Source organism: Bacillus sp. 166amftsu (assembly GCF_900107445.1).
Lineage (GTDB): Bacteria > Bacillota > Bacilli > Bacillales > Bacillaceae_G > Bacillus_A > Bacillus_A arachidis.
This window is the reverse complement of record NZ_FNQA01000001.1, coordinates 547,456-565,503: the sequence shown is the minus strand read 5'-3', so window position 1 is coordinate 565,503 and position 18,048 is coordinate 547,456. Positions and strand designations below refer to the sequence as shown.

Genomic DNA, 18,048 nt, shown 5'->3' with positions numbered 1-18,048 from the left:
GATGAACTTAGATTTTTCGGCAATTACTCCGTCGATACCATATATATTAAAGGGTCTAGAAGTTACACTGAAAATTGTAGCAGTATCTGCTATAGCTGGTTTTATGCTCGGAACGCTATTAGCACTTTGCAAAATTGCTAGAATAAGAGTATTAAATATCGCCGCTGATTTATATACATCGATATTTCGTGGTACACCGCTCGTCTTGCAATTAATGATTATTTATTTCGGTGTCCCGCAAATGATTGGATATGATATACCTGCATTTTTAGCAGCAGTACTTGCATTTAGTTTAAATTCAGGTGCATATATGTCAGAGATAATTCGTGCAGGTATTCAAGCAGTTGATAAAGGACAGACAGAAGCTGCGATGGCATTAGGTGTTCCGTATGGAAAAATGATGAGAAATATTATTTTGCCACAAGCATTAAAAAATATATTACCAGCGCTTGTGAATGAGTTTGCAACACTTACAAAAGAGTCAGCAGTAGTAACGGTAATTGGTGCTACAGATTTAATGCGCCGTGCTTATATTGTAGGTGGTGAAACGTTTAAATATCTTGAACCGCTATTATTTGTCGGACTTGTTTACTATATTTTAGTAATTATTCTTACGTTTGTTGGGAAAGCAATTGAAGGGAGAATGAAGAAAAGTGATTAAAGTTGAAAACCTTCATAAATCATTTGGACAAAATGAAGTATTAAAAGGCATTACAACAACAATTGAAAAAGGCGAAGTTGTTGCGATTGTTGGACCGTCTGGATCGGGGAAATCAACATTTTTACGTTGTATGAACATACTAGAAACACCTACAAGTGGTAACATTTGGATTGGTAATGCCGAAGTGACTAACCCAAAAACGAATATTATGCATGTTCGCGAAAATGTTGGTATGGTGTTTCAACATTTTCACTTATTCCCTCATATGACTGTATTAGAAAATATTACGTATGCACCAGTAAATGTAAAAGGAGTGACAAAACAGGAAGCGGAGAAAAAGGCAAAGGAGCTTCTTGAAAAAGTAGGGCTGCTCGATAAAAAGGACGCGTATCCAAATCGTCTTTCAGGCGGACAAAAGCAGCGTGTTGCAATTGCCAGAGCTTTGGCAATGGAGCCAGAAGTTATGCTATTTGATGAACCAACATCTGCACTTGATCCTGAAATGGTAAAGGAAGTATTAGAAGTAATGAAATCTTTAGTGACTACTGGAATGACGATGGCAATTGTGACACATGAGATGGGTTTTGCGAAAGAAGTAGCTGATCGTGTGCTCTTTTTAGATGGTGGTAAACTTGTTGAAGATACACACCCAGAACAGTTTTTTACAGAGCCAAAGAGCAAGCGGGCGCAAGAATTTTTACAAAAAATATTGTAACATGTAAAAGTTACGTGAATAATAAGGAGAAAAGGATGACAGTTTGTCATCCTTTTTTTATACTTACTGTAACTACCTGTATACATATATATAAATACAGATTGAAAAAACAATATAAAACCTTTTCTTTTAGGGAGAAGAGAGCGTCAGCCCTTGCATAGAATCGGTCATTGCTTTTTTATCCCCATGCCACGTGAAAACAAAGGGAGAAAATGAGTGGAGAGACCTTTTTATTTTCATAGCCGTGACTTATATGCTGGGAAATTAGAATGAATGTATAGGAGCAATGATATGTTTAGAATTGGATATCGTACAGTGAAAACAGCAGTTGGAACAGGTGTAGCAGTTTTTATTGCCCAGCTATTCGGGCTGGAATTTTATAGTTCTGCGGGGATTTTGGTTATTTTGTGTGTACAAAATACGAAGTGGAAATCACTTCAAGTCTCTTTACATCGATTTTTGGCCTGTTTGTTATCAATGGCATTCTCATTTTGTATTTTTGAAACAATCGGTTATACGCCGCTTGCAATTAGTTTGTTACTTCTTACTTTTATTCCGACAGCTGTTATGTTTAAGATTCAAGAAGGAATTGTTACAAGTTCAGTTATTGTTATGCATTTATATTCATTAAAACATATCACATGGGCAGCGATTGGGAATGAAGTAGCTGTTTTAACAATTGGGATTAGTGTGGCTTTGTTAGTAAATATGTATATGCCAAGTGCAGAAAAAAAATTAAAAGGCTATCAAGAAAAAGTAGAATGGAATTTTAAAACGATTTTATTTGAGATGGCTGTATATTTACGAAATCGGGATAGCGCATGGTCTGGAAAAGAATTAATTGAAACAGAGAACATTTTGAAGCAAGCAAAAGAGCTGTCTTTCAAAAAGCTTGAAAATCAATTTATGCGAGAAGATGATTATTATTATCGATATTTTGATATGCGTATGCAGCAATTTGAAATTTTGGAGCGGATTATGCCACTTGCAGCCTCATTATCGTGGTCATATGAACAATCAGATATGATTGCGGAAATGATTGAAAACGTTGGGAACTCAATTCGTCCTGAAAGTACGGGGCTTATTTCACTTAGACAATTACAAGAAATGCGAGAGATTTTTAGGGAAATGCCACTTCCTGAGACCCGTGAAGAATTTGAAATGCGTGCGAAGCTTGTTCAACTTGTTTATGAAATGGAGCAATATTTACTCATTAAAAGTAGGTTTAAAGGGAAGGATAATGTGAAAGAACTTATATAGAGGGAAGGAATGAATCATGCCGTATTTTCTATCCTTGCTACTATGTTTTTCTCTTTCACCAATTTGGCCTCTTGGAGATAATCCGCGTGCTGGAGATCCATTTATTATTGTAAATAAGCAGACGAATAAGCTTGCTTATATTGATGATGGTAAAATTCAAAAAGTTTTTCCTGTAGCGACTGGAAAAACAAACGAGTTAACACCAGAGGGGACTTTTGATATTGTAATGAAGGCAAAAAATCCTTATTATATTGCGAAGGATATCCCTGGTGGTTCACCCCAAAATCCACTTGGGTCTAGGTGGATGGGGTTTAATGCACGAGGTACTGATGGGAGTAAATATGGTATTCACGGTACAAATCAGCCAAGTTCAATCGGGAAATATATTTCACAAGGATGTATAAGGATGAAGAAACAAGATGTGGAATATTTATTTGATCGTATTCCGATTGGAACAAAGGTGTGGATTGTAAAAACGAATAAGCCGTTTCAGAAGCTCGCAAAAGAAAAAGGGGCTATTGCTTATGAAAAGGTCAACCATACAAGTTGGCTTTTTCTTTCTGACTAGGTTGTCTTGACATGTGTACATAACCATGAGTTAATGAGAATATACAAAGATAATAGGAAAAGGAGTTGCTTGTATGTATTTGAATCCAAAGCTTTCCTATATGCAATTTTTTATTGGCTTTCTATTCGTTGTTACTTTCATATTGGCAACTTTTAATGTATGTTCTTTTCTTGTATCTATTGTTTTTATGGTGTTCCTTAATTTGACATTTGTAATTGGAGCGTTTCAGCAGAAACATTATACGAGTTTTGTTATGGCACTTGTGATGGCCTTTTCATTCAGTATTGTCGCGATTGTGCTAATCATGAAATAAATATTATTCATTAAAATCATTGTGATTGAACAGGCTGCTTATTTTCTATCTAGAAGAATAAGCAGCCTGTTTGTGTAAAAAAAGGACGAAATACATCGCCCTCTTTACCAAAACATACTAGCTCCAGTGAGTAATGTTGTTACAAGCATTGAAATTAGCATAACGTATATCATAATTTTTTGTGCTTTTTTATTCATACTGGTCCTCCTTGCAATCATTACAATTTTATTGTATCGAGAAATGAAAACATGGACAAGAGTATAAAGAAGACAAAATTCGAGAAGTGTATCTAAAATATAACAGGAAAATATAGAATACATAGAGAATATAGAAGGATGGGACACAAGGTTTTTCGGTGCCTTTAAAAAGTTTTACTAGATGAAGAATGGAGATACGATGATGAAAATATATGAAACAGAACGTTTACAATTAAGAGAAATCGATGAGTCGTATGCAGAGCAAGTTCTTCAATATTACGACAAAAATCGTGAGTTTTTAAAGGCGTGGGAAGAATATCGACCAGATGATTTTTTTACACTAGACTATCAAAAAAAACGATTGCAAAAAGATAAAAAAGAGTTTAATGAAGGAAAAACGATTCGATTATGGATTTTTAAGAATGGAGATAATACGAATATTATAGGATGTATTTCTTTCAATTTAATTGTGAGAGGGATTTATCAATCTTGCGTTCTAGGCTATAAGTTAGATAAAGATGAATTGAATAAAGGATATACAACAGAAGCGCTTAGAAAAGCAATTGATGTTGCTTTTCAAGAATTTCACTTACACCGTATTGAAGCCCCGATTATGCCGCGTAATTTAGCATCTATTCAAGTTGTAACGAAGATTGGTTTTCAATATGAAGGAGTGTCGCGGAAAATGTTAATGGTGAATGGGGTGTGGGAAGATCATATGCGCTGGGTATTGTTAAATGAGTAGAATAGATGGTTATCTAGATGTGTGAACCATCTATTTTTTTCGTGTCTTTCGAAACTTTTGCGAAATTCTGTTATAATTAACCTTGTTACATACATAATGCAATGCAGGAGGCGCATTCTCATGATTAATCAAGAACGTTTAGTAAATGAATTTATGGAACTTGTTCAAGTAGATTCTGAAACAAAATATGAAGCAGAAATTTGTAAAGTGTTAACAAAAAAATTTACTGCTTTAGGTGTTGAAGTATTTGAAGATGACACAATGGGTGTGACTGGACATGGAGCTGGAAATTTAATTTGTACTTTACCAGCGACGAAAGAAGGAGTAGATACAATTTACTTCACTTCTCATATGGATACAGTAGTTCCTGGTAAAGGAATTAAGCCTTCTATTAAAGATGGTTATATCGTATCAGATGGTACTACAATTTTAGGATCAGATGATAAGGCGGGATTAGCTTCTATGTTCGAGGCAATTCGTGTTTTAAAAGAAAAAAATATTTCCCATGGGAAAATTGAATTTATTATTACAGTTGGTGAAGAATCTGGTCTTGTTGGTGCGAAAGCATTGGACCGTGACCGTATTACAGCAAAATATGGTTATGCATTAGATAGCGATGGAAAAGTTGGCGAAATCGTAGTTGCAGCACCAACACAAGCAAAAGTAAATGCGATTATTCGTGGGAAAACAGCTCACGCTGGCGTAGCACCAGAAAAAGGTGTATCTGCAATTACGATTGCAGCAAAAGCAATTGCAAAAATGCCACTAGGTCGTATTGATTCGGAAACAACTGCAAATATCGGTCGCTTTGAAGGTGGCACACAAACAAATATTGTTTGTGATCATGTACAAATCTTTGCAGAGGCTCGCTCTTTAGTAGATGAAAAAATGCAAGAACAAGTTGCAAAAATGAAAGAAGCATTTGAAACAACTGCAAAAGAAATGGGCGGTCAAGCGGATGTTGAAGTAAAAGTTATGTACCCTGGATTTAAATTTGCCGATGGCGATCATGTTGTAGAAGTTGCAAAACGTGCTGCTGAAAAAATTGGTCGTACGCCTTCTCTTCACCAAAGCGGTGGCGGAAGTGATGCAAACGTAATTGCTGGACATGGTATTCCAACAGTAAACTTAGCAGTTGGTTATGAAGAAATTCATACAACAAACGAGAAAATTCCTGTTGAAGAATTAGCAAAAACAGCTGAATTAGTTGTGGCAATTATTGAAGAAGTAGCGAAATAATTGTAAGCATAAGAAAAAAGGGCGTGTAAACCACAATAGGTTTACACGCCCTTTTCATTTAGATTTAATCGCTTTTACAAGGCGAATGAGCCAATAGAAAAAATCCATGGGAGTATATACTTTGTTACTACACCTACTGCGCGAGGGAAAAGTGCAAAGGTAATATAAAAATTGAAAATTTGCAGTAGTAAATAGTTAATAGCAATAATTAATATAATAACAAGGAATGTGTAATTGAGTTTGTAATGTACGCCACTTCTTGTGAAAAAATATTCATATTTAATATAAGTATATCAAAAATATGAATGGGAACGAACGTGCTTTTGTAGTTGGAGAAGCTCCACTGTTTTCATGGAATTTGATATAATAAAATTAGGAACGAATGTTCTTTAGGGGGTGGAAAACATGAGAGAAATGTATCCCAAAAACGGTCGTGTCATCTTACACGTTGATATGAATTGTTTTTTTGCATCAGTTGAAATTGCGCATGACCCATCGTTAGAAGGTAAGCCACTAGCAATTGCCGGAAATGAAAAAGAGCGAAAAGGAATTATTATAACATGTAGTTATGAAGCGAGAGAATACGGAATACGAACAACAATGCCTCTTTGGGAAGCAAAACGATTATGTCCAGATTTAATTGTAAAGCATCCAAATTTTAAATTATATCGTGAGGCATCATTTGAAATGTTTCAAATTCTGTCACGTTTTACTGAGAAGATACAGCCTGTTTCTATAGATGAAGGATACTTAGATATAACAGATTGTTATGGATTAGGTTCCCCCATTGATATCGCTCGAATGATTCAACAGGCGTTATTAACGGAGTTGCATTTGCCATGTAGCATTGGGATTGCCCCAAACCTTTTTCTTGCAAAGACTGCGTCGGACATGGAAAAGCCGCTCGGTATTACTGTGTTTCGTAAACGAGATATTCAGGAGTTACTGTGGCCGCTTCCTGTTGAAGCGATGCATGGAATTGGTGAGAAAACAGCAGAGAAATTGAAAGAGATCCATATATATACAATTGAACAGTTAGCACATGAGGAAGAACATGTCATTCGCGCCAAAATAGGAAAGCATGGTGTGGATTTACAAAAAAGGGCAAAAGGTATGGATGATAGAGAAGTTGATCCAAATCAAATGGGACAACATAAAAGTGTTGGGAATTCAAAGACATTTTCAAAGGATATGGATGAAGAGAAGGAATTGCTTGATATGTTAGAGTGCTTAGCGAAATCAGTTAGTAAAAGGCTACAAAAACGTACGCTTGTCAGTTATAACATCCAAATTACGATTAAATATTATGATCGGCGTACAGTAACACGGAGTAAACAATTAAAAAATGCAATTTGGGAAGAAAGCGATATCTTTCAAGCTTCTTCACGTTTGTGGAAACAACATTGGGATGGAGATCCGATTAGGTTGCTTGGTGTTACAGCTACTGAACTAGAGTGGAAGACAGAATCAATCAAGCAACTGGATTTATTTTCATTTGAAGAAGATGCGAAAGAAGAGCCAATATTAGCTGTGATTGACCAGATCAATGATAAATATGGAGCTCCTATTTTGCAAAGAGGAAGTCAGTTATTTCGAAAGCAGGAAAAATCTTTTCAGCAGAAATTAGAAAATAAATTTATGTAAAAGGTGTCATGACAATTTCATATCATGACACCTTTTATGTTTAAATAGCTTCTTAATTGAATGAAGTAGCGGCCAGTCTAGATTTCAAAAGTATTCGGCTTACTACTTCTTCAATTAAGGCTACTTGATTTATTATCGAGGATTAGGGAATACTCTTCGAACGGTTTCAGTAAATTCTTCAAATAGTCCTGATACTGGTTTACCCTGGTTGATTTTGTCCGCATAGTCTCTCATGCGATCTGCAAAATCAGGATTTGATGATACAAATACATTGCGGATATCTGGATCTGTAGCTCTTACTTGGTCAGCAATTTTGTTCTCTAATTGCTTTGTGACATCACCTTTTACGTTGTCACGTAAAACGACTGCAACATAGGCATTTTTGTTTGTGACGACTACAGTTGCGTTGTCCACTTCTGCTAATTCAACAATCCGGTCAGCTGCTTTATTGGCTACGCGTAGTCGTGTTTCATTGTTCGTGATACCGTTCGTATCATTTCGTACCCTTTGAAGGTCAGTGTTGGTTCCTTCGTATCTAACATTGCGTACGTCATTGTTTTCGCGAGTATCCAATGCTTTCTCCTTTTGCTTTCCTGCACATCCAAATAGCGAAATAGCTGCTAAAAAACAGATTGTAAGCATCTTTACATTTTTCAATGATAACCCTCCTTCATTATACTACGTTCTTAAAATGACCAGTTGTACATTTATTATGCATAGTGAAATAGGATGATATAATTTTTATCAAATAAGTTTGGGGGGAAGGGCATGGAGCAAAGTAATCTGAGCTATAGGGTACAAGAACTTTGTAATGTGGCTATTGAATATGCAAAAGCCTTTGACAAAACTTTTAATTATTCCGAGGAGGATATCAAAGAATTGGAAGAGATTTTAGATTATTATGCGAACGATTTACGGGATAAGAAAGCAATTGGGGATGAAGAAGATATACCGACAGAAAATCAAATGTATTCGATGGCTTTAATTTGGGGGAGTTATTTAGGCGAAGTTCTAAAAAGGCATTTAGGACAAGAGGCAGAGTGGCTTCAAGAACCAGTCTTTGATAATGAAGAGGTTTTACATTTACAAGTAGGAGAGTGGAAAGTGTTTCCCATTGATAAAGTATATAAACGATTGGTAAATGGATCAGAAGAGAATGTTATATCCTTCTATGATATAACTAAAGAGTATATGTTAAAGTAATGAGATTTGTATATTTTTGAAATAAAAAAGGCATCGAGAATCGATGCTTTTTATTTTTGTGTTGCTATTTGCGGACAGTAAAACGCCACTCATTAAAGTTTCATTTTATAGATTATGAGATGGTAGAATTTTCATAAATTACGATCTCTGAATAGTTTGTTGTTGAAATACGTTGTGCATAATATGTGATAGAAGAAGAAATATATTTCGGTAACGTTTGATTTGTGTGCAATGTTGTGTACTCATGGATTAATTCTTTTAAAGTCGTCCACTGTAATTGTGCCGGGTGATCAGAAACGAAAGAACTTACCCAGCGATCAAATGAAGATGAAAAATCAGTTTGTAAACGAAATACTTCTTTCATAGTTAAAGGCTCCCCTTTTATTTGATATAATCATTTTACTACAAAATACGAACGTTTGTTATTTTTTTTATTTATAACGTTCGCGTTATATAGTTGTCTAGATGAGTTGTTTATGAAATTTGATTTGCCATTTGAAATTACATTCCGTAAGATGAGAGATAGAGTATATAAAGAGCTGGAGGAAACAAAGTGGAATTTGTATTTTTAGGAACTGGTGCAGGCGTTCCTTCAAAAGGAAGAAATGTCTCATCAATAGCTTTACAATTACTAGAGGAACGTGGTGAAACGTGGTTATTTGACTGTGGTGAAGCAACGCAACATCAAATTTTACATACATCTGTGCGTCCGCGTCGCATTGAAAAAATTTTTATTACTCATTTACATGGTGATCATATTTTTGGGTTACCTGGTTTATTAGGAAGTCGCTCTTTTCAAGGTGGAACAACGCCATTAACGGTTTATGGCCCAAAAGGAATTAGGCAATTCATTGAAGTGGCATTATCAGTGAGTACGACGCATGTTAAATATCCACTTGAAATTGTTGAAATTACGGAGGAAGGTATTGTTTTTGAAGACACTCAATTTTCTGTAGAAACGAAGAGATTATCACATGGGATTGAATGCTTTGGATATCGCATTGTAGAGAAAGATATACAAGGGCACCTTCTTGTTGATAAATTGTTAGAAGCAGGAGTAAAACCAGGACCAATCTTTAAGCGTTTAAAAGATGGTGAAACAGTAGAATTAAATGATGGAAGAGTCTTACACGGGAAAGACTTTATCGGTCCACCGCAAAAAGGGAGAATTATCACGATATTAGGAGATACGCGTTATTGTGAAGCGAGTAGCCAACTTGCACAAGACGCAGATGTGCTTGTTCATGAAGCGACGTTTGCAGCAGCAGATGAAATCCAGGCGCATGATTATTTTCACTCGACAACGAAACAGGCAGCAAGTATTGCGTTACAAGCGAATGTGAAACGATTGATATTGACTCACATTAGTTCGCGGTATCAAGGAGATGCATATAAGGAATTGTTACAAGAAGCTCAGTCGCTGTTTGCAAATACGGAAATAGCGATGGATTTGAAATGTTTTCCAGTAGAAAGGTGACATTTCACAAACAATGGCAATATAGATTTGCCATTGTTTTGTTTTTTATAAAAAAGTTTTCTCTATAAAATAGATAGAACTGTTATAATTTGATAAATTTATGAACTGATACAGGAATTTTAAGATTTTTGAAAGGGTATGAAAGAAGTACGAAAAATCATTTGTCTTGAAAAACTGTTATATAGATAATTTGTTTTATTATTAATACAAGGGGAATAAATGAGATTGAATTCGGAAATTTTAAAATTCAATAAAAGTAAGCGTTTTATCAAAAACAAGCTATAATGAGGGCGAATTACAATTCATCGTAAGTTGCATCGTGCATTTTAGCCATTTTTCGTAACGAAACGAAATTGACTAAAAGAGAGAGGGCATCAAGGAGATAATTAAAGGAACTGTATTATTATTATTATTTGTATTAAGTCTTTTTTAGCTTTTTAGTTTCAAAGCACCAAATGGTATGAAAGCAATGGGTGCTTTAACGAGTGCCGCTGTTGCAAGTTTCTTAGTTGAAGCATTTCAGCTATATGTTGATGGAGATGTAATTGACATACCGTTTTTGAAAGAAGTTGGAGAATCAGCAGGTAGTCTAAGCGGAGTAGCTGGTGCAACTCTTGTTGCGTTAGTAATGGGGGTCTCACTTGTTTAGGCTATGCTTGTAGGGGCTTCTGTGTTAGAATTTGGATTGCTACCAGGATTTATTGTTAGACTTATGACAATGTATGGCTTTAATGATCCGATGAAAGTGACGCTATGTTTCTTATGTATTATGGTGTCTGGTATTTTACAGGATATATCGGCTCACTTCTATTCAAAAACTATCCAATTCGTACAGCACAGCAAATTCGTGGTACGGAAGGGAAGGCAACAGAATCGGCAGCTTAATAGAATAGTAGTAAGCAATTTTTGATAAAAGGTTTAGGGGGAATCATGATGAAATATCGCTCAGTATTTGATATTATCGGTCCAGTTATGATTGGGCCGTCCAGTTCACATACCGCAGGGGCAGCAAGAATGGGACAGGTTGCTCGTCAACTTTTCCGGCATGAACCAGAAAAAATTACGATTTCGTTATATGGCTCGTTTGCCAAAACATATCGTGGTCATGGTACGGATGTCGCATTGATTGGTGGAATACTAGGATTTGAAACAGATGATATACGTATCCCAAGTGCGCTAGAAATTGCAAAAGAGCGTGGGATTGAAGTGAATTTTATTGAAGAAGAAGCGAATGCACCACATCCGAATACAGCGAGAATTCGCTTGTATAAAGGAGAAGAGGAGATTGAAGTGGTTGCTTGTTCAATCGGTGGTGGAAAGATTGAAGTGGTGGAATTAAACGGATTTGATTTACAATTATCAGGAACAAGTCCAGCACTTCTTATTGTCAATAACGATCGCTTTGGAGCGATTGCATCTGTAGCTTCTATACTTGCCAAGCATGAAATTAATATTAGTACAATGAGTGTTTCACGTAAGGAAAAGGGAAGAAAAGCACTTATGGTCATTGAAACAGATGAATTATTAGCAGATGAAGTGATTGAGGAAATTAAGGGACAATCAAATATTTGTCAAGTAACTATTATGGACTAATTGCAGGGGGGACACACCATGTTTCGGAACGCAGCGGAACTAGTGACACAAGCTAAAGAACAGAATGTAAAAATTGCAGAAATTATGATTCAATGTGAAATGCAAACGAGAAGTATTTCTCGTGAAGAAGTACTTGCAGGTATGGAAAAAAACTTAGTCGTGATGGAACAAGCAGTAGAACGTGGTATTCGTGGTGTAAAATCACCAACCGGTTTAACTGGCGGAGATGCGGTGAAAGTACAAGAGTATATGAAGAGTGGAAAAGGCTTATCTGGACATACGATGTTGGATGCGGTAAGTAAAGCTGTTGCGACAAATGAAGTGAATGCAGCGATGGGAATCATTTGTGCAACACCAACAGCTGGATCAGCGGGCACTGTACCAGGAGTATTGTTTGCACTTAAAGAAAAGTTACAGCCAACACGCGAAGAAATGATTGAATTTCTATTTACAGCTGGAGCATTTGGTATGGTTGTTGCCAATAATGCTTGTATTTCTGGTGCAGCTGGAGGATGTCAAGCTGAAGTTGGTTCAGCAAGTGGAATGGCAGCGGCAGCAGCTGTTGAAATGGCAGGAGGAACACCGGAGCAAGCGGCTACGGCGATGGCAATTGCTCTAAAGAATATGTTAGGATTAGTATGTGATCCTGTTGCTGGACTTGTAGAAGTCCCTTGTGTAAAACGTAACGCAGCAGGTGCTTCAAATGCGATGATTGCAGCTGATTTATCATTAGCTGGTGTAACAAGTACGATTCCATGTGATGAAGTTATTGAAGCGATGTTTAGAATTGGGCAAACAATGCCAGTTGCACTTCGTGAGACGGCTGAAGGTGGACTAGCAGCAACACCGACAGGACGTCGCCTTCAAGAAGAGATTTTTGGGAAGAGTAGCAAATAAGAGAATACGATCGTAATAAAAAACGGAGCTCAGATTTATTTTCTGAGCTCTGTTTTTTATTTTTCTTTTGCTAATTGTTCTAATGTTTTTCCTAGCTCATGAGATCGTTTTGTAGCTTGTGTAATACACGCGATGAGTGCTTGTTGAAAATTAAAACTTTGTAGAACCTCGATTCCAGCTTCTGTCGTTCCACCAGGAGAGGTAATTTCTTTTCGTAAGATAGAAGGGTGTTTTGTATTCGCTTTAAGCATTTCAGCTGCACCAATCATTGTTTGTAAAATAAGAGATTTAGCTACATGCTCTTCTAAGCCGATTTGTTTTGCAGCTTCTTCCATTGCTTCAACTACGTAGTACACATATGCAGGACCGCTTCCAGATAGGGCAGTAACAGCATGCATATGCTCTTCTGCTACTACTGAAACAAGACCGATTGTTTCAAATAAAGATTTAGCAATATGAACATGTTGCTCTGTTGCATGCAAGGATGGAGAGATAGCTGTAGCTGATTTTAAAATAGCTGCCGATGTATTTGGCATTGCACGGATAATCGGAACATTTTTTTGAAGCAGACTTGTAATAGAACTTGTAGAAACACCTGCTAATAATGAAATGATAAGTTGGCTACTTGTTATATATTCTTTAAGAGGTGTTAAGGCTTCCACTACATCCTTTGGCTTCATTGCGAGAAAGATAATATCTGCATGAGCCAGTAGATCTTGTTTGTTATGGGTTCCTTTAACACCATATTTTGTATGTAATTCCTGTAATCTTGTTTCATTGGAGCGATTACTTACTGTAATTTGTTCACTCTTTACAACATTTGCATCTAATAAACCGGCGATGATTGCTTCAGCTATTGATCCAGCACCTAGAAAGGAAATATTTTGAATAGACATGATGAAGCCTCCTTCATTTTGGTAAGAAAAACTTATAAATTTACATACATTCGTTTTATTATAGAAAAAACCTTCTTTTTGTCTGAAAATAATGACAAATTTTTATGGAAGTTGTAAACTGAAGAGAGATTCATTTTGAACCGGAGAGAGATGGGGGGCATAAACATGGTAGCAATTCATCGAATGGAGATTCCTGTTCCATTTGCAGTTGAGACAGTTAATGTGTTTTTAGTAGAGGGAGAATCATTAACATTAATTGATACAGGGACAAATACAAAAGAGGCAAAGTCAGCATTAGAAAAACAATTAAGGACTTTAGGATACAAGATAGAAGACATTGAAACAGTAGTGATTACACATCATCATGCTGATCATTGTGGGCTTCTAAATACATTTTCCGAGAAGACGAATATTGTTGGCCATCCTTGGAATGAGCCATGGATTACACAAGATTCTCAATTTTTGAAACGTTATCAGCAATTTTTTAAAGAAGCCGCATTACAGTTTGGCGTCCCAGAAGCATTTTTGAAAGATGAAGTATTACTTACAACGAAAACACTTAAATATTCTTGTAATAGGTCGTTAACACATACTGTACTAGAGGGAGATAGTATTGAGTCGTTACCTGAGTTTACAGTTATTGAAACACCTGGGCATGCTTCGACGCATATTTCGTTATATAGGGAGAGAGATGGACTGTTAATTGGTGGGGATGCTTTAATTAGTCATATTTCTTCGAATCCAATACTAGAACCGCCATATGAAGGGCAGACGGAGCGAGCACGGCCTTTGTTACAATATAACCAAACATTAAAACGTTTAAGTAATATGAATATTTCACGTATTTTATCAGGTCACGGAGAAGATATTGTGGATGTGAAAGCGCTGATAAGAGGAAGATTGCAAAAGCAAGAAACACGCGCATTTAAAGTATTAGAATTATTAAAAGAAAAGCCGATGACAGCCTTTGAAGTATGTGTGAAATTATTTCCTGTATTATATAAAGAACAATTGCCACTTACGATTTCGGAAACAGTTGGACAATTAGACTTTTTAGCATATAATCAACAAGTGATGATTGATGAATCGTCGCCACAATTGATTTATTATGCAAAGTAGGTGACAGCGATGACAGGACGTTTACAAGAAAAAGTAATCGTCATTACAGGAGCTTCTAGTGGGATTGGAGAACAAGTCGCGATGCAAATTGCAGCTGAGGGCGCAATTCCTGTATTAATAGCGAGGACAGAAGAAAAACTGCGAGTATTAGCGGGGAAGATTAAAACGACTTACAATACGCCTTGTTATTATTATGTATTAGATGTAAGTAAAGAAACAGAGGTTAATACTGTCTTTGCAAAAATACTAGCAGATGCAGGACAAATTGATATATTAGTAAATAATGCTGGCTTTGGCATTTTCAAAACATTTGAAGAAGCGACCATGGTTGAAGTGAAAGATATGTTCGAGGTTAATGTATTTGGATTAGTAGCTTGTACGAAAGCGGTATTATCTCATATGTTAGAAAAAGATAGTGGGCAAATCATTAATATTGCTTCGTTAGCAGGGAAAATTGCAACGCCAAAATCGAGTGCGTATGCTGCAACCAAACATGCGGTATTAGGATTTACGAATAGCTTACGCATGGAGCTCTCAAGTACAAATATTTATGTAACAGCAATTAATCCAGGACCAATTGACACAAACTTTTTTGATATTGCCGATCAATCCGGTACATATGTAAAAAATATGGGGCGTTACATGTTAAAGCCAACATATGTAGCAGAGCAAATTGTAAAAGTGATGCGAACGAAAAAGCGTGAAGTGAATTTACCCAAATGGATGAATATTGGACCAAAACTTTTTGCGTTATTTCCGGGATTGTTTGAACGTGTAGCAGGTAAATCATTAAGTAAAAAATAGGAGATTTCCAAATGGAAATCTCCTATTTTTTATTTTCCCGTAATATATTCATAAATAATGTCCTCAATTGCTTCATATAAATCGATATGAGGTTCCGAATGAATCAGTGTTTGGATACTTTGAATTAAAATTTCCTCATCTTCTTTTGAAACAGGTTTACATTGATATTGCCGAAAACTTTTTGCTAACATCTTCTCAATTAATTTTTCGTTCATCTTTTTCCCCGCTTATGTGTATACATGTATTGTTTTTATTGTACTTGAAGTGTAGAAAAAATACTAGTATACGTCTTTTGTGTATAAAAATTCATAACCAATTAATGTTTTTCTAGAAAAATTACGGTTTTTAAAACTTTTAAAATTAATAAATATTTAATTGACTCTATAAATATACAATATTATAATCATACTTAATTTAAAGAATCGATATAAGGAGGAGCGTATGAAAGTCGCGATTATTGGAGCAACAGGATATGGAGGAATTGAGTTAATAAGGTTATTACAACATCATCCATACTTTTCAATTGTATCTCTCCATTCTTTTTCACAAGTAGGGGAACGCATAACAAATGTATATCCTCATTTACAAAATTTTATTGTTCATACGTTGCAAGAAATCGATGTGGAGGTAATAGCGAAGGAAGCTAGTATTGTATTTTTAGCGACACCAGCAGGAGTTTCTGCGCATATAACGCCAAGATTGCTAGCGGCTGGTTTAAAAGTTATTGATTTATCAGGTGATTTTCGTATGCTAAATCCTCATGCATATGAAACATGGTATAACAAGCCTGCTGCAAAGGAAGAAATTCTGCAAAAGGCAGTGTATGGATTGAGTGAATGGAAAAAGTCAGCTATTCAAGAAACAAAATTAGTTGCAAATCCAGGGTGTTTTGCAACAGCTGCACTATTAGCGGCCGCACCATTAATGCAGGGTGGGATGATAGAGGAAGACTCACTTATTATCGATGCGAAATCAGGGGTATCAGGAGCAGGAAAGACACCGACAACAATGACGCATTTTCCTGAGTTGTATGATAATTTTCATATTTATAAGGTGAATGAGCATCAACATGTTCCAGAGATTGAACAAATGCTTACTGAGTGGAATGAACAAGCACAACCTATTACATTTAGCACACATTTAATTCCGATATCGAGAGGGATTATGATTACTCTCTATACAAAAGCAAAACGAGATATCAATACACGTATATTACAGAAGTTATATGAAGAAACGTATTGTCATGCTTCCTTTGTTCGTATTCGTCCTAAAGGGGAGTTTCCAAGCCCAAAAGAAGTGAGAGGTTCAAATTATTGTGATATTGGAGCGGCTTATGATGAACGAACAGGGCGTATTACAGTTGTTTCTGTCATCGATAATATGATGAAAGGAGCTGCTGGGCAAGCAATTCAAAATGCAAACTTATTAGCAGGGTTAGAGGAAACAGCAGGGTTACAATATATACCGCTTTACCCATAAGGGAGGAAGAATAATGATTGAAACAGATTCTATTATAAAAGTTGCAAGTGGATCAATTGTAACGCCAAAAGGTTTTGCTACAATTGGTATCCAGGTTGGATTGAAAAAAGAGAAAAAAGATATGGGAGCAATTGTTTGTGATGTTCCTGCAAATTGCGGGGCTGTGTATACAACAAATCAGTTTCAAGCGGCACCGGTGCAAGTAACAAAAGAAAGTATTGCGGTGGAGGGGAAAGTGCAGGCCGTTGTTGTAAATAGCGGAAATGCGAATGCTTGTACAGGTATACAAGGATTGCAAGATGCGTATGAAATGAGAATGTTGGCTGCGAAACAATTCCATGTAAAAGAAAATCATGTGGCGGTTGCTTCAACAGGTATCATTGGAGTTCCTTTAGCGATGGATGTGATCCGTGCTGGTATTGTCCATCTTGTGCCATCGAAGGAAAAAGAGAAAGTAGATTCATTTTATGAAGCCATTTTAACAACGGATCTCGTCAAAAAACAATCGTGTTATCAGTTTACAATTGAAGGGAAAGAAGTGACGATTGCAGGAGCTGCTAAAGGGTCTGGAATGATTCATCCAAATATGGCAACGATGCTTAGTTTTATTACAACCGACGTACATATAGAACAAGCTACACTTCAGCTAGCGTTATCACAAGTGACCAATCATACGTTTAACCAAATTACAGTGGACGGAGATACGTCTACAAATGATATGGTGATTGTTATGGCAAGTGGATTATCAGGGACGACTGCCATTGATACAAATCATACAGAGTGGGGAAAATTTATGTGTGCTTTGCAAAAGGTATGTGAGGACTTAGCGAAGCAAATTGCTAAAGATGGTGAAGGCGCTACTAAGTTAGTTGAAGTAAATGTATCTGGGGCACGAACAGTAGAAGAAGGAAATAAGATTGCGAAACAAATTGTTGGCTCAAGTCTTGTGAAAACAGCGATGTATGGTGAAGACGCAAATTGGGGTCGCATTATTAGCGCAATTGGTCAAAGTGGAGTTGCTATTGAACCTACCGCCGTTGATATCGCTGTTCAGTCCATTTCTGTTTTACAAAGCAGTGAGCCACAAGTATTCTCTCAAAAGGAAATGAATAAAAAATTAAAGCAACCTGAAATTGTTATTGATGTTCATTTGCACCTTGGAGAGGAAAAAGGAAGAGCTTGGGGCTGCGACTTAAGTTATGAATATGTGAAAATAAATGCTTGTTATCGTACGTAGG

23 protein-coding genes and 1 pseudogene are annotated in these 18,048 nt (G+C 36.3%); 18 read left to right on the top strand and 6 right to left on the bottom strand.

The window, feature by feature from the left end; translation table 11 throughout:
• Position 1: 1 nt before the first annotated feature.
• The 5 genes from BLV40_RS03210 to BLV40_RS03190 all read left to right on the top strand — a co-directional run bounded on the left by BLV40_RS03210 (position 2) and on the right by BLV40_RS03190 (position 3,517).
• Positions 2 to 661, top strand: coding sequence for an amino acid ABC transporter permease (locus BLV40_RS03210; RefSeq protein WP_026590014.1), 660 nt, complete (start codon positions 2 to 4; stop codon positions 659 to 661).
• The gene (locus BLV40_RS03205) at positions 654 to 1,376 is read left to right on the top strand and encodes an amino acid ABC transporter ATP-binding protein (RefSeq protein WP_026590015.1); all 723 of its coding nucleotides are present in this window, start codon (positions 654 to 656) and stop codon (positions 1,374 to 1,376) included. Before BLV40_RS03210 ends, BLV40_RS03205 begins: the two co-directional genes overlap by 8 nt.
• 291 nt (positions 1,377 to 1,667) lie before the next feature.
• Positions 1,668 to 2,636: an aromatic acid exporter family protein gene (locus BLV40_RS03200; RefSeq protein WP_026590016.1), complete on the top strand. Its 969-nt coding sequence runs from the start codon at positions 1,668 to 1,670 to the stop codon at positions 2,634 to 2,636.
• Between the two features lie 16 nt (positions 2,637 to 2,652).
• The gene (locus BLV40_RS03195; protein ID WP_026590017.1) at positions 2,653 to 3,204 is read left to right on the top strand and encodes a L,D-transpeptidase; all 552 of its coding nucleotides are present in this window, start codon (positions 2,653 to 2,655) and stop codon (positions 3,202 to 3,204) included.
• Positions 3,205 to 3,277: 73 nt separating this feature from the next.
• Positions 3,278 to 3,517: a DUF3894 domain-containing protein gene (locus BLV40_RS03190; RefSeq protein ID WP_026590018.1), complete on the top strand. Its 240-nt coding sequence runs from the start codon at positions 3,278 to 3,280 to the stop codon at positions 3,515 to 3,517.
• Between the two features lie 104 nt (positions 3,518 to 3,621).
• Here BLV40_RS03190 and prli42 read toward each other — a convergent pair whose 3' ends face one another.
• A complete protein-coding gene (gene prli42 / locus BLV40_RS28375; RefSeq protein ID WP_090687428.1) occupies positions 3,622 to 3,714 on the bottom strand; it encodes a stressosome-associated protein Prli42 in 93 nt (30 codons plus the stop codon).
• A 199-nt stretch (positions 3,715 to 3,913) separates the two neighbouring features.
• Here prli42 and BLV40_RS03180 point away from each other — a divergent pair, with 199 nt between their 5' ends.
• Complete coding sequence (locus BLV40_RS03180) at positions 3,914 to 4,459, top strand: GNAT family N-acetyltransferase (protein ID WP_026590019.1); 546 nt, start codon at positions 3,914 to 3,916, stop codon at positions 4,457 to 4,459.
• A 120-nt stretch (positions 4,460 to 4,579) separates the two neighbouring features.
• On the top strand, positions 4,580 to 5,698 hold the full coding sequence (locus tag BLV40_RS03175) for a tripeptidase T (protein WP_026590020.1): 1,119 nt from the start codon (positions 4,580 to 4,582) through the stop codon (positions 5,696 to 5,698).
• Positions 5,699 to 5,752: 54 nt separating this feature from the next.
• On the opposite strand, the pseudogene BLV40_RS03170 reads toward BLV40_RS03175, so the two are convergent.
• Positions 5,753 to 5,982: pseudogene (locus BLV40_RS03170) on the bottom strand (hypothetical protein).
• 121 nt (positions 5,983 to 6,103) lie between these two features.
• On the opposite strand from BLV40_RS03170, the gene BLV40_RS03165 reads away from it, so the two are divergent.
• A complete protein-coding gene (locus BLV40_RS03165; RefSeq protein WP_090687424.1) occupies positions 6,104 to 7,342 on the top strand; it encodes a DNA polymerase IV in 1,239 nt (412 codons plus the stop codon).
• Positions 7,343 to 7,474: 132 nt separating this feature from the next.
• Here BLV40_RS03165 and BLV40_RS03160 read toward each other — a convergent pair whose 3' ends face one another.
• The gene (locus tag BLV40_RS03160) at positions 7,475 to 7,984 is read right to left on the bottom strand and encodes a YhcN/YlaJ family sporulation lipoprotein (RefSeq protein WP_090688301.1); all 510 of its coding nucleotides are present in this window, start codon (positions 7,982 to 7,984) and stop codon (positions 7,475 to 7,477) included.
• A 126-nt stretch (positions 7,985 to 8,110) separates the two neighbouring features.
• Here BLV40_RS03160 and BLV40_RS03155 point away from each other — a divergent pair, with 126 nt between their 5' ends.
• Positions 8,111 to 8,545 (top strand): hypothetical protein, encoded by a 435-nt coding sequence (locus BLV40_RS03155; RefSeq protein ID WP_090687423.1) that lies wholly within the window; start codon positions 8,111 to 8,113, stop codon positions 8,543 to 8,545.
• A 112-nt stretch (positions 8,546 to 8,657) separates the two neighbouring features.
• Here BLV40_RS03155 and BLV40_RS03150 read toward each other — a convergent pair whose 3' ends face one another.
• The gene (locus BLV40_RS03150; RefSeq protein WP_090687421.1) at positions 8,658 to 8,909 is read right to left on the bottom strand and encodes a DUF3932 family protein; all 252 of its coding nucleotides are present in this window, start codon (positions 8,907 to 8,909) and stop codon (positions 8,658 to 8,660) included.
• 189 nt (positions 8,910 to 9,098) lie between these two features.
• Between BLV40_RS03150 and rnz the strand changes: the two genes are divergently transcribed.
• The 5 genes from rnz (at position 9,099) to sdaAA (ending at position 12,512) form a co-directional block, all read left to right on the top strand.
• Positions 9,099 to 10,022: a ribonuclease Z gene (gene rnz, locus BLV40_RS03145; protein ID WP_026590025.1), complete on the top strand. Its 924-nt coding sequence runs from the start codon at positions 9,099 to 9,101 to the stop codon at positions 10,020 to 10,022.
• 460 nt (positions 10,023 to 10,482) lie between these two features.
• On the top strand, positions 10,483 to 10,671 hold the full coding sequence (locus BLV40_RS29055) for a PTS sugar transporter subunit IIC (protein WP_231503887.1): 189 nt from the start codon (positions 10,483 to 10,485) through the stop codon (positions 10,669 to 10,671).
• A gap of 104 nt (positions 10,672 to 10,775) precedes the next feature.
• Positions 10,776 to 10,907 (top strand): hypothetical protein, encoded by a 132-nt coding sequence (locus BLV40_RS29585; RefSeq protein ID WP_255301430.1) that lies wholly within the window; start codon positions 10,776 to 10,778, stop codon positions 10,905 to 10,907.
• A 48-nt stretch (positions 10,908 to 10,955) separates the two neighbouring features.
• The gene (gene sdaAB, locus BLV40_RS03135; RefSeq protein ID WP_026590027.1) at positions 10,956 to 11,615 is read left to right on the top strand and encodes an L-serine ammonia-lyase, iron-sulfur-dependent subunit beta; all 660 of its coding nucleotides are present in this window, start codon (positions 10,956 to 10,958) and stop codon (positions 11,613 to 11,615) included.
• A gap of 18 nt (positions 11,616 to 11,633) precedes the next feature.
• Entirely contained in the window at positions 11,634 to 12,512 is an 879-nt protein-coding gene (sdaAA, locus tag BLV40_RS03130) for an L-serine ammonia-lyase, iron-sulfur-dependent, subunit alpha (RefSeq protein WP_026590028.1), read from the top strand.
• Positions 12,513 to 12,568: 56 nt separating this feature from the next.
• On the opposite strand, the gene proI is transcribed toward sdaAA, so the two are convergent.
• Positions 12,569 to 13,408, bottom strand: coding sequence for a pyrroline-5-carboxylate reductase ProI (gene proI, locus BLV40_RS03125; protein WP_090687419.1), 840 nt, complete (start codon positions 13,406 to 13,408; stop codon positions 12,569 to 12,571).
• A gap of 165 nt (positions 13,409 to 13,573) precedes the next feature.
• Between proI and BLV40_RS03120 the strand changes: the two genes are divergently transcribed.
• Together BLV40_RS03120 and BLV40_RS03115 are read left to right on the top strand one after the other, a co-directional pair.
• The gene (locus BLV40_RS03120) at positions 13,574 to 14,527 is read left to right on the top strand and encodes an MBL fold metallo-hydrolase (RefSeq protein ID WP_090687418.1); all 954 of its coding nucleotides are present in this window, start codon (positions 13,574 to 13,576) and stop codon (positions 14,525 to 14,527) included.
• Positions 14,528 to 14,536: 9 nt separating this feature from the next.
• Positions 14,537 to 15,331 carry an SDR family NAD(P)-dependent oxidoreductase gene (locus tag BLV40_RS03115; protein ID WP_090687416.1) on the top strand — a complete coding sequence of 265 codons (795 nt, stop codon included), beginning with the start codon at positions 14,537 to 14,539 and terminating at the stop codon, positions 15,329 to 15,331.
• A gap of 29 nt (positions 15,332 to 15,360) precedes the next feature.
• Here the strand turns inward: BLV40_RS03115 and BLV40_RS03110 are convergent, their stop codons facing one another.
• On the bottom strand, positions 15,361 to 15,546 hold the full coding sequence (locus tag BLV40_RS03110; RefSeq protein ID WP_090687415.1) for a YqzH family protein: 186 nt from the start codon (positions 15,544 to 15,546) through the stop codon (positions 15,361 to 15,363).
• Positions 15,547 to 15,772: 226 nt separating this feature from the next.
• On the opposite strand from BLV40_RS03110, the gene argC reads away from it, so the two are divergent.
• Positions 15,773 to 16,810: an N-acetyl-gamma-glutamyl-phosphate reductase gene (argC, locus tag BLV40_RS03105; protein WP_026590033.1), complete on the top strand. Its 1,038-nt coding sequence runs from the start codon at positions 15,773 to 15,775 to the stop codon at positions 16,808 to 16,810.
• A gap of 10 nt (positions 16,811 to 16,820) precedes the next feature.
• On the top strand, positions 16,821 to 18,047 hold the full coding sequence (gene argJ / locus BLV40_RS03100; RefSeq protein ID WP_280138891.1) for a bifunctional glutamate N-acetyltransferase/amino-acid acetyltransferase ArgJ: 1,227 nt from the start codon (positions 16,821 to 16,823) through the stop codon (positions 18,045 to 18,047).
• Position 18,048 lies beyond the last annotated feature (1 nt).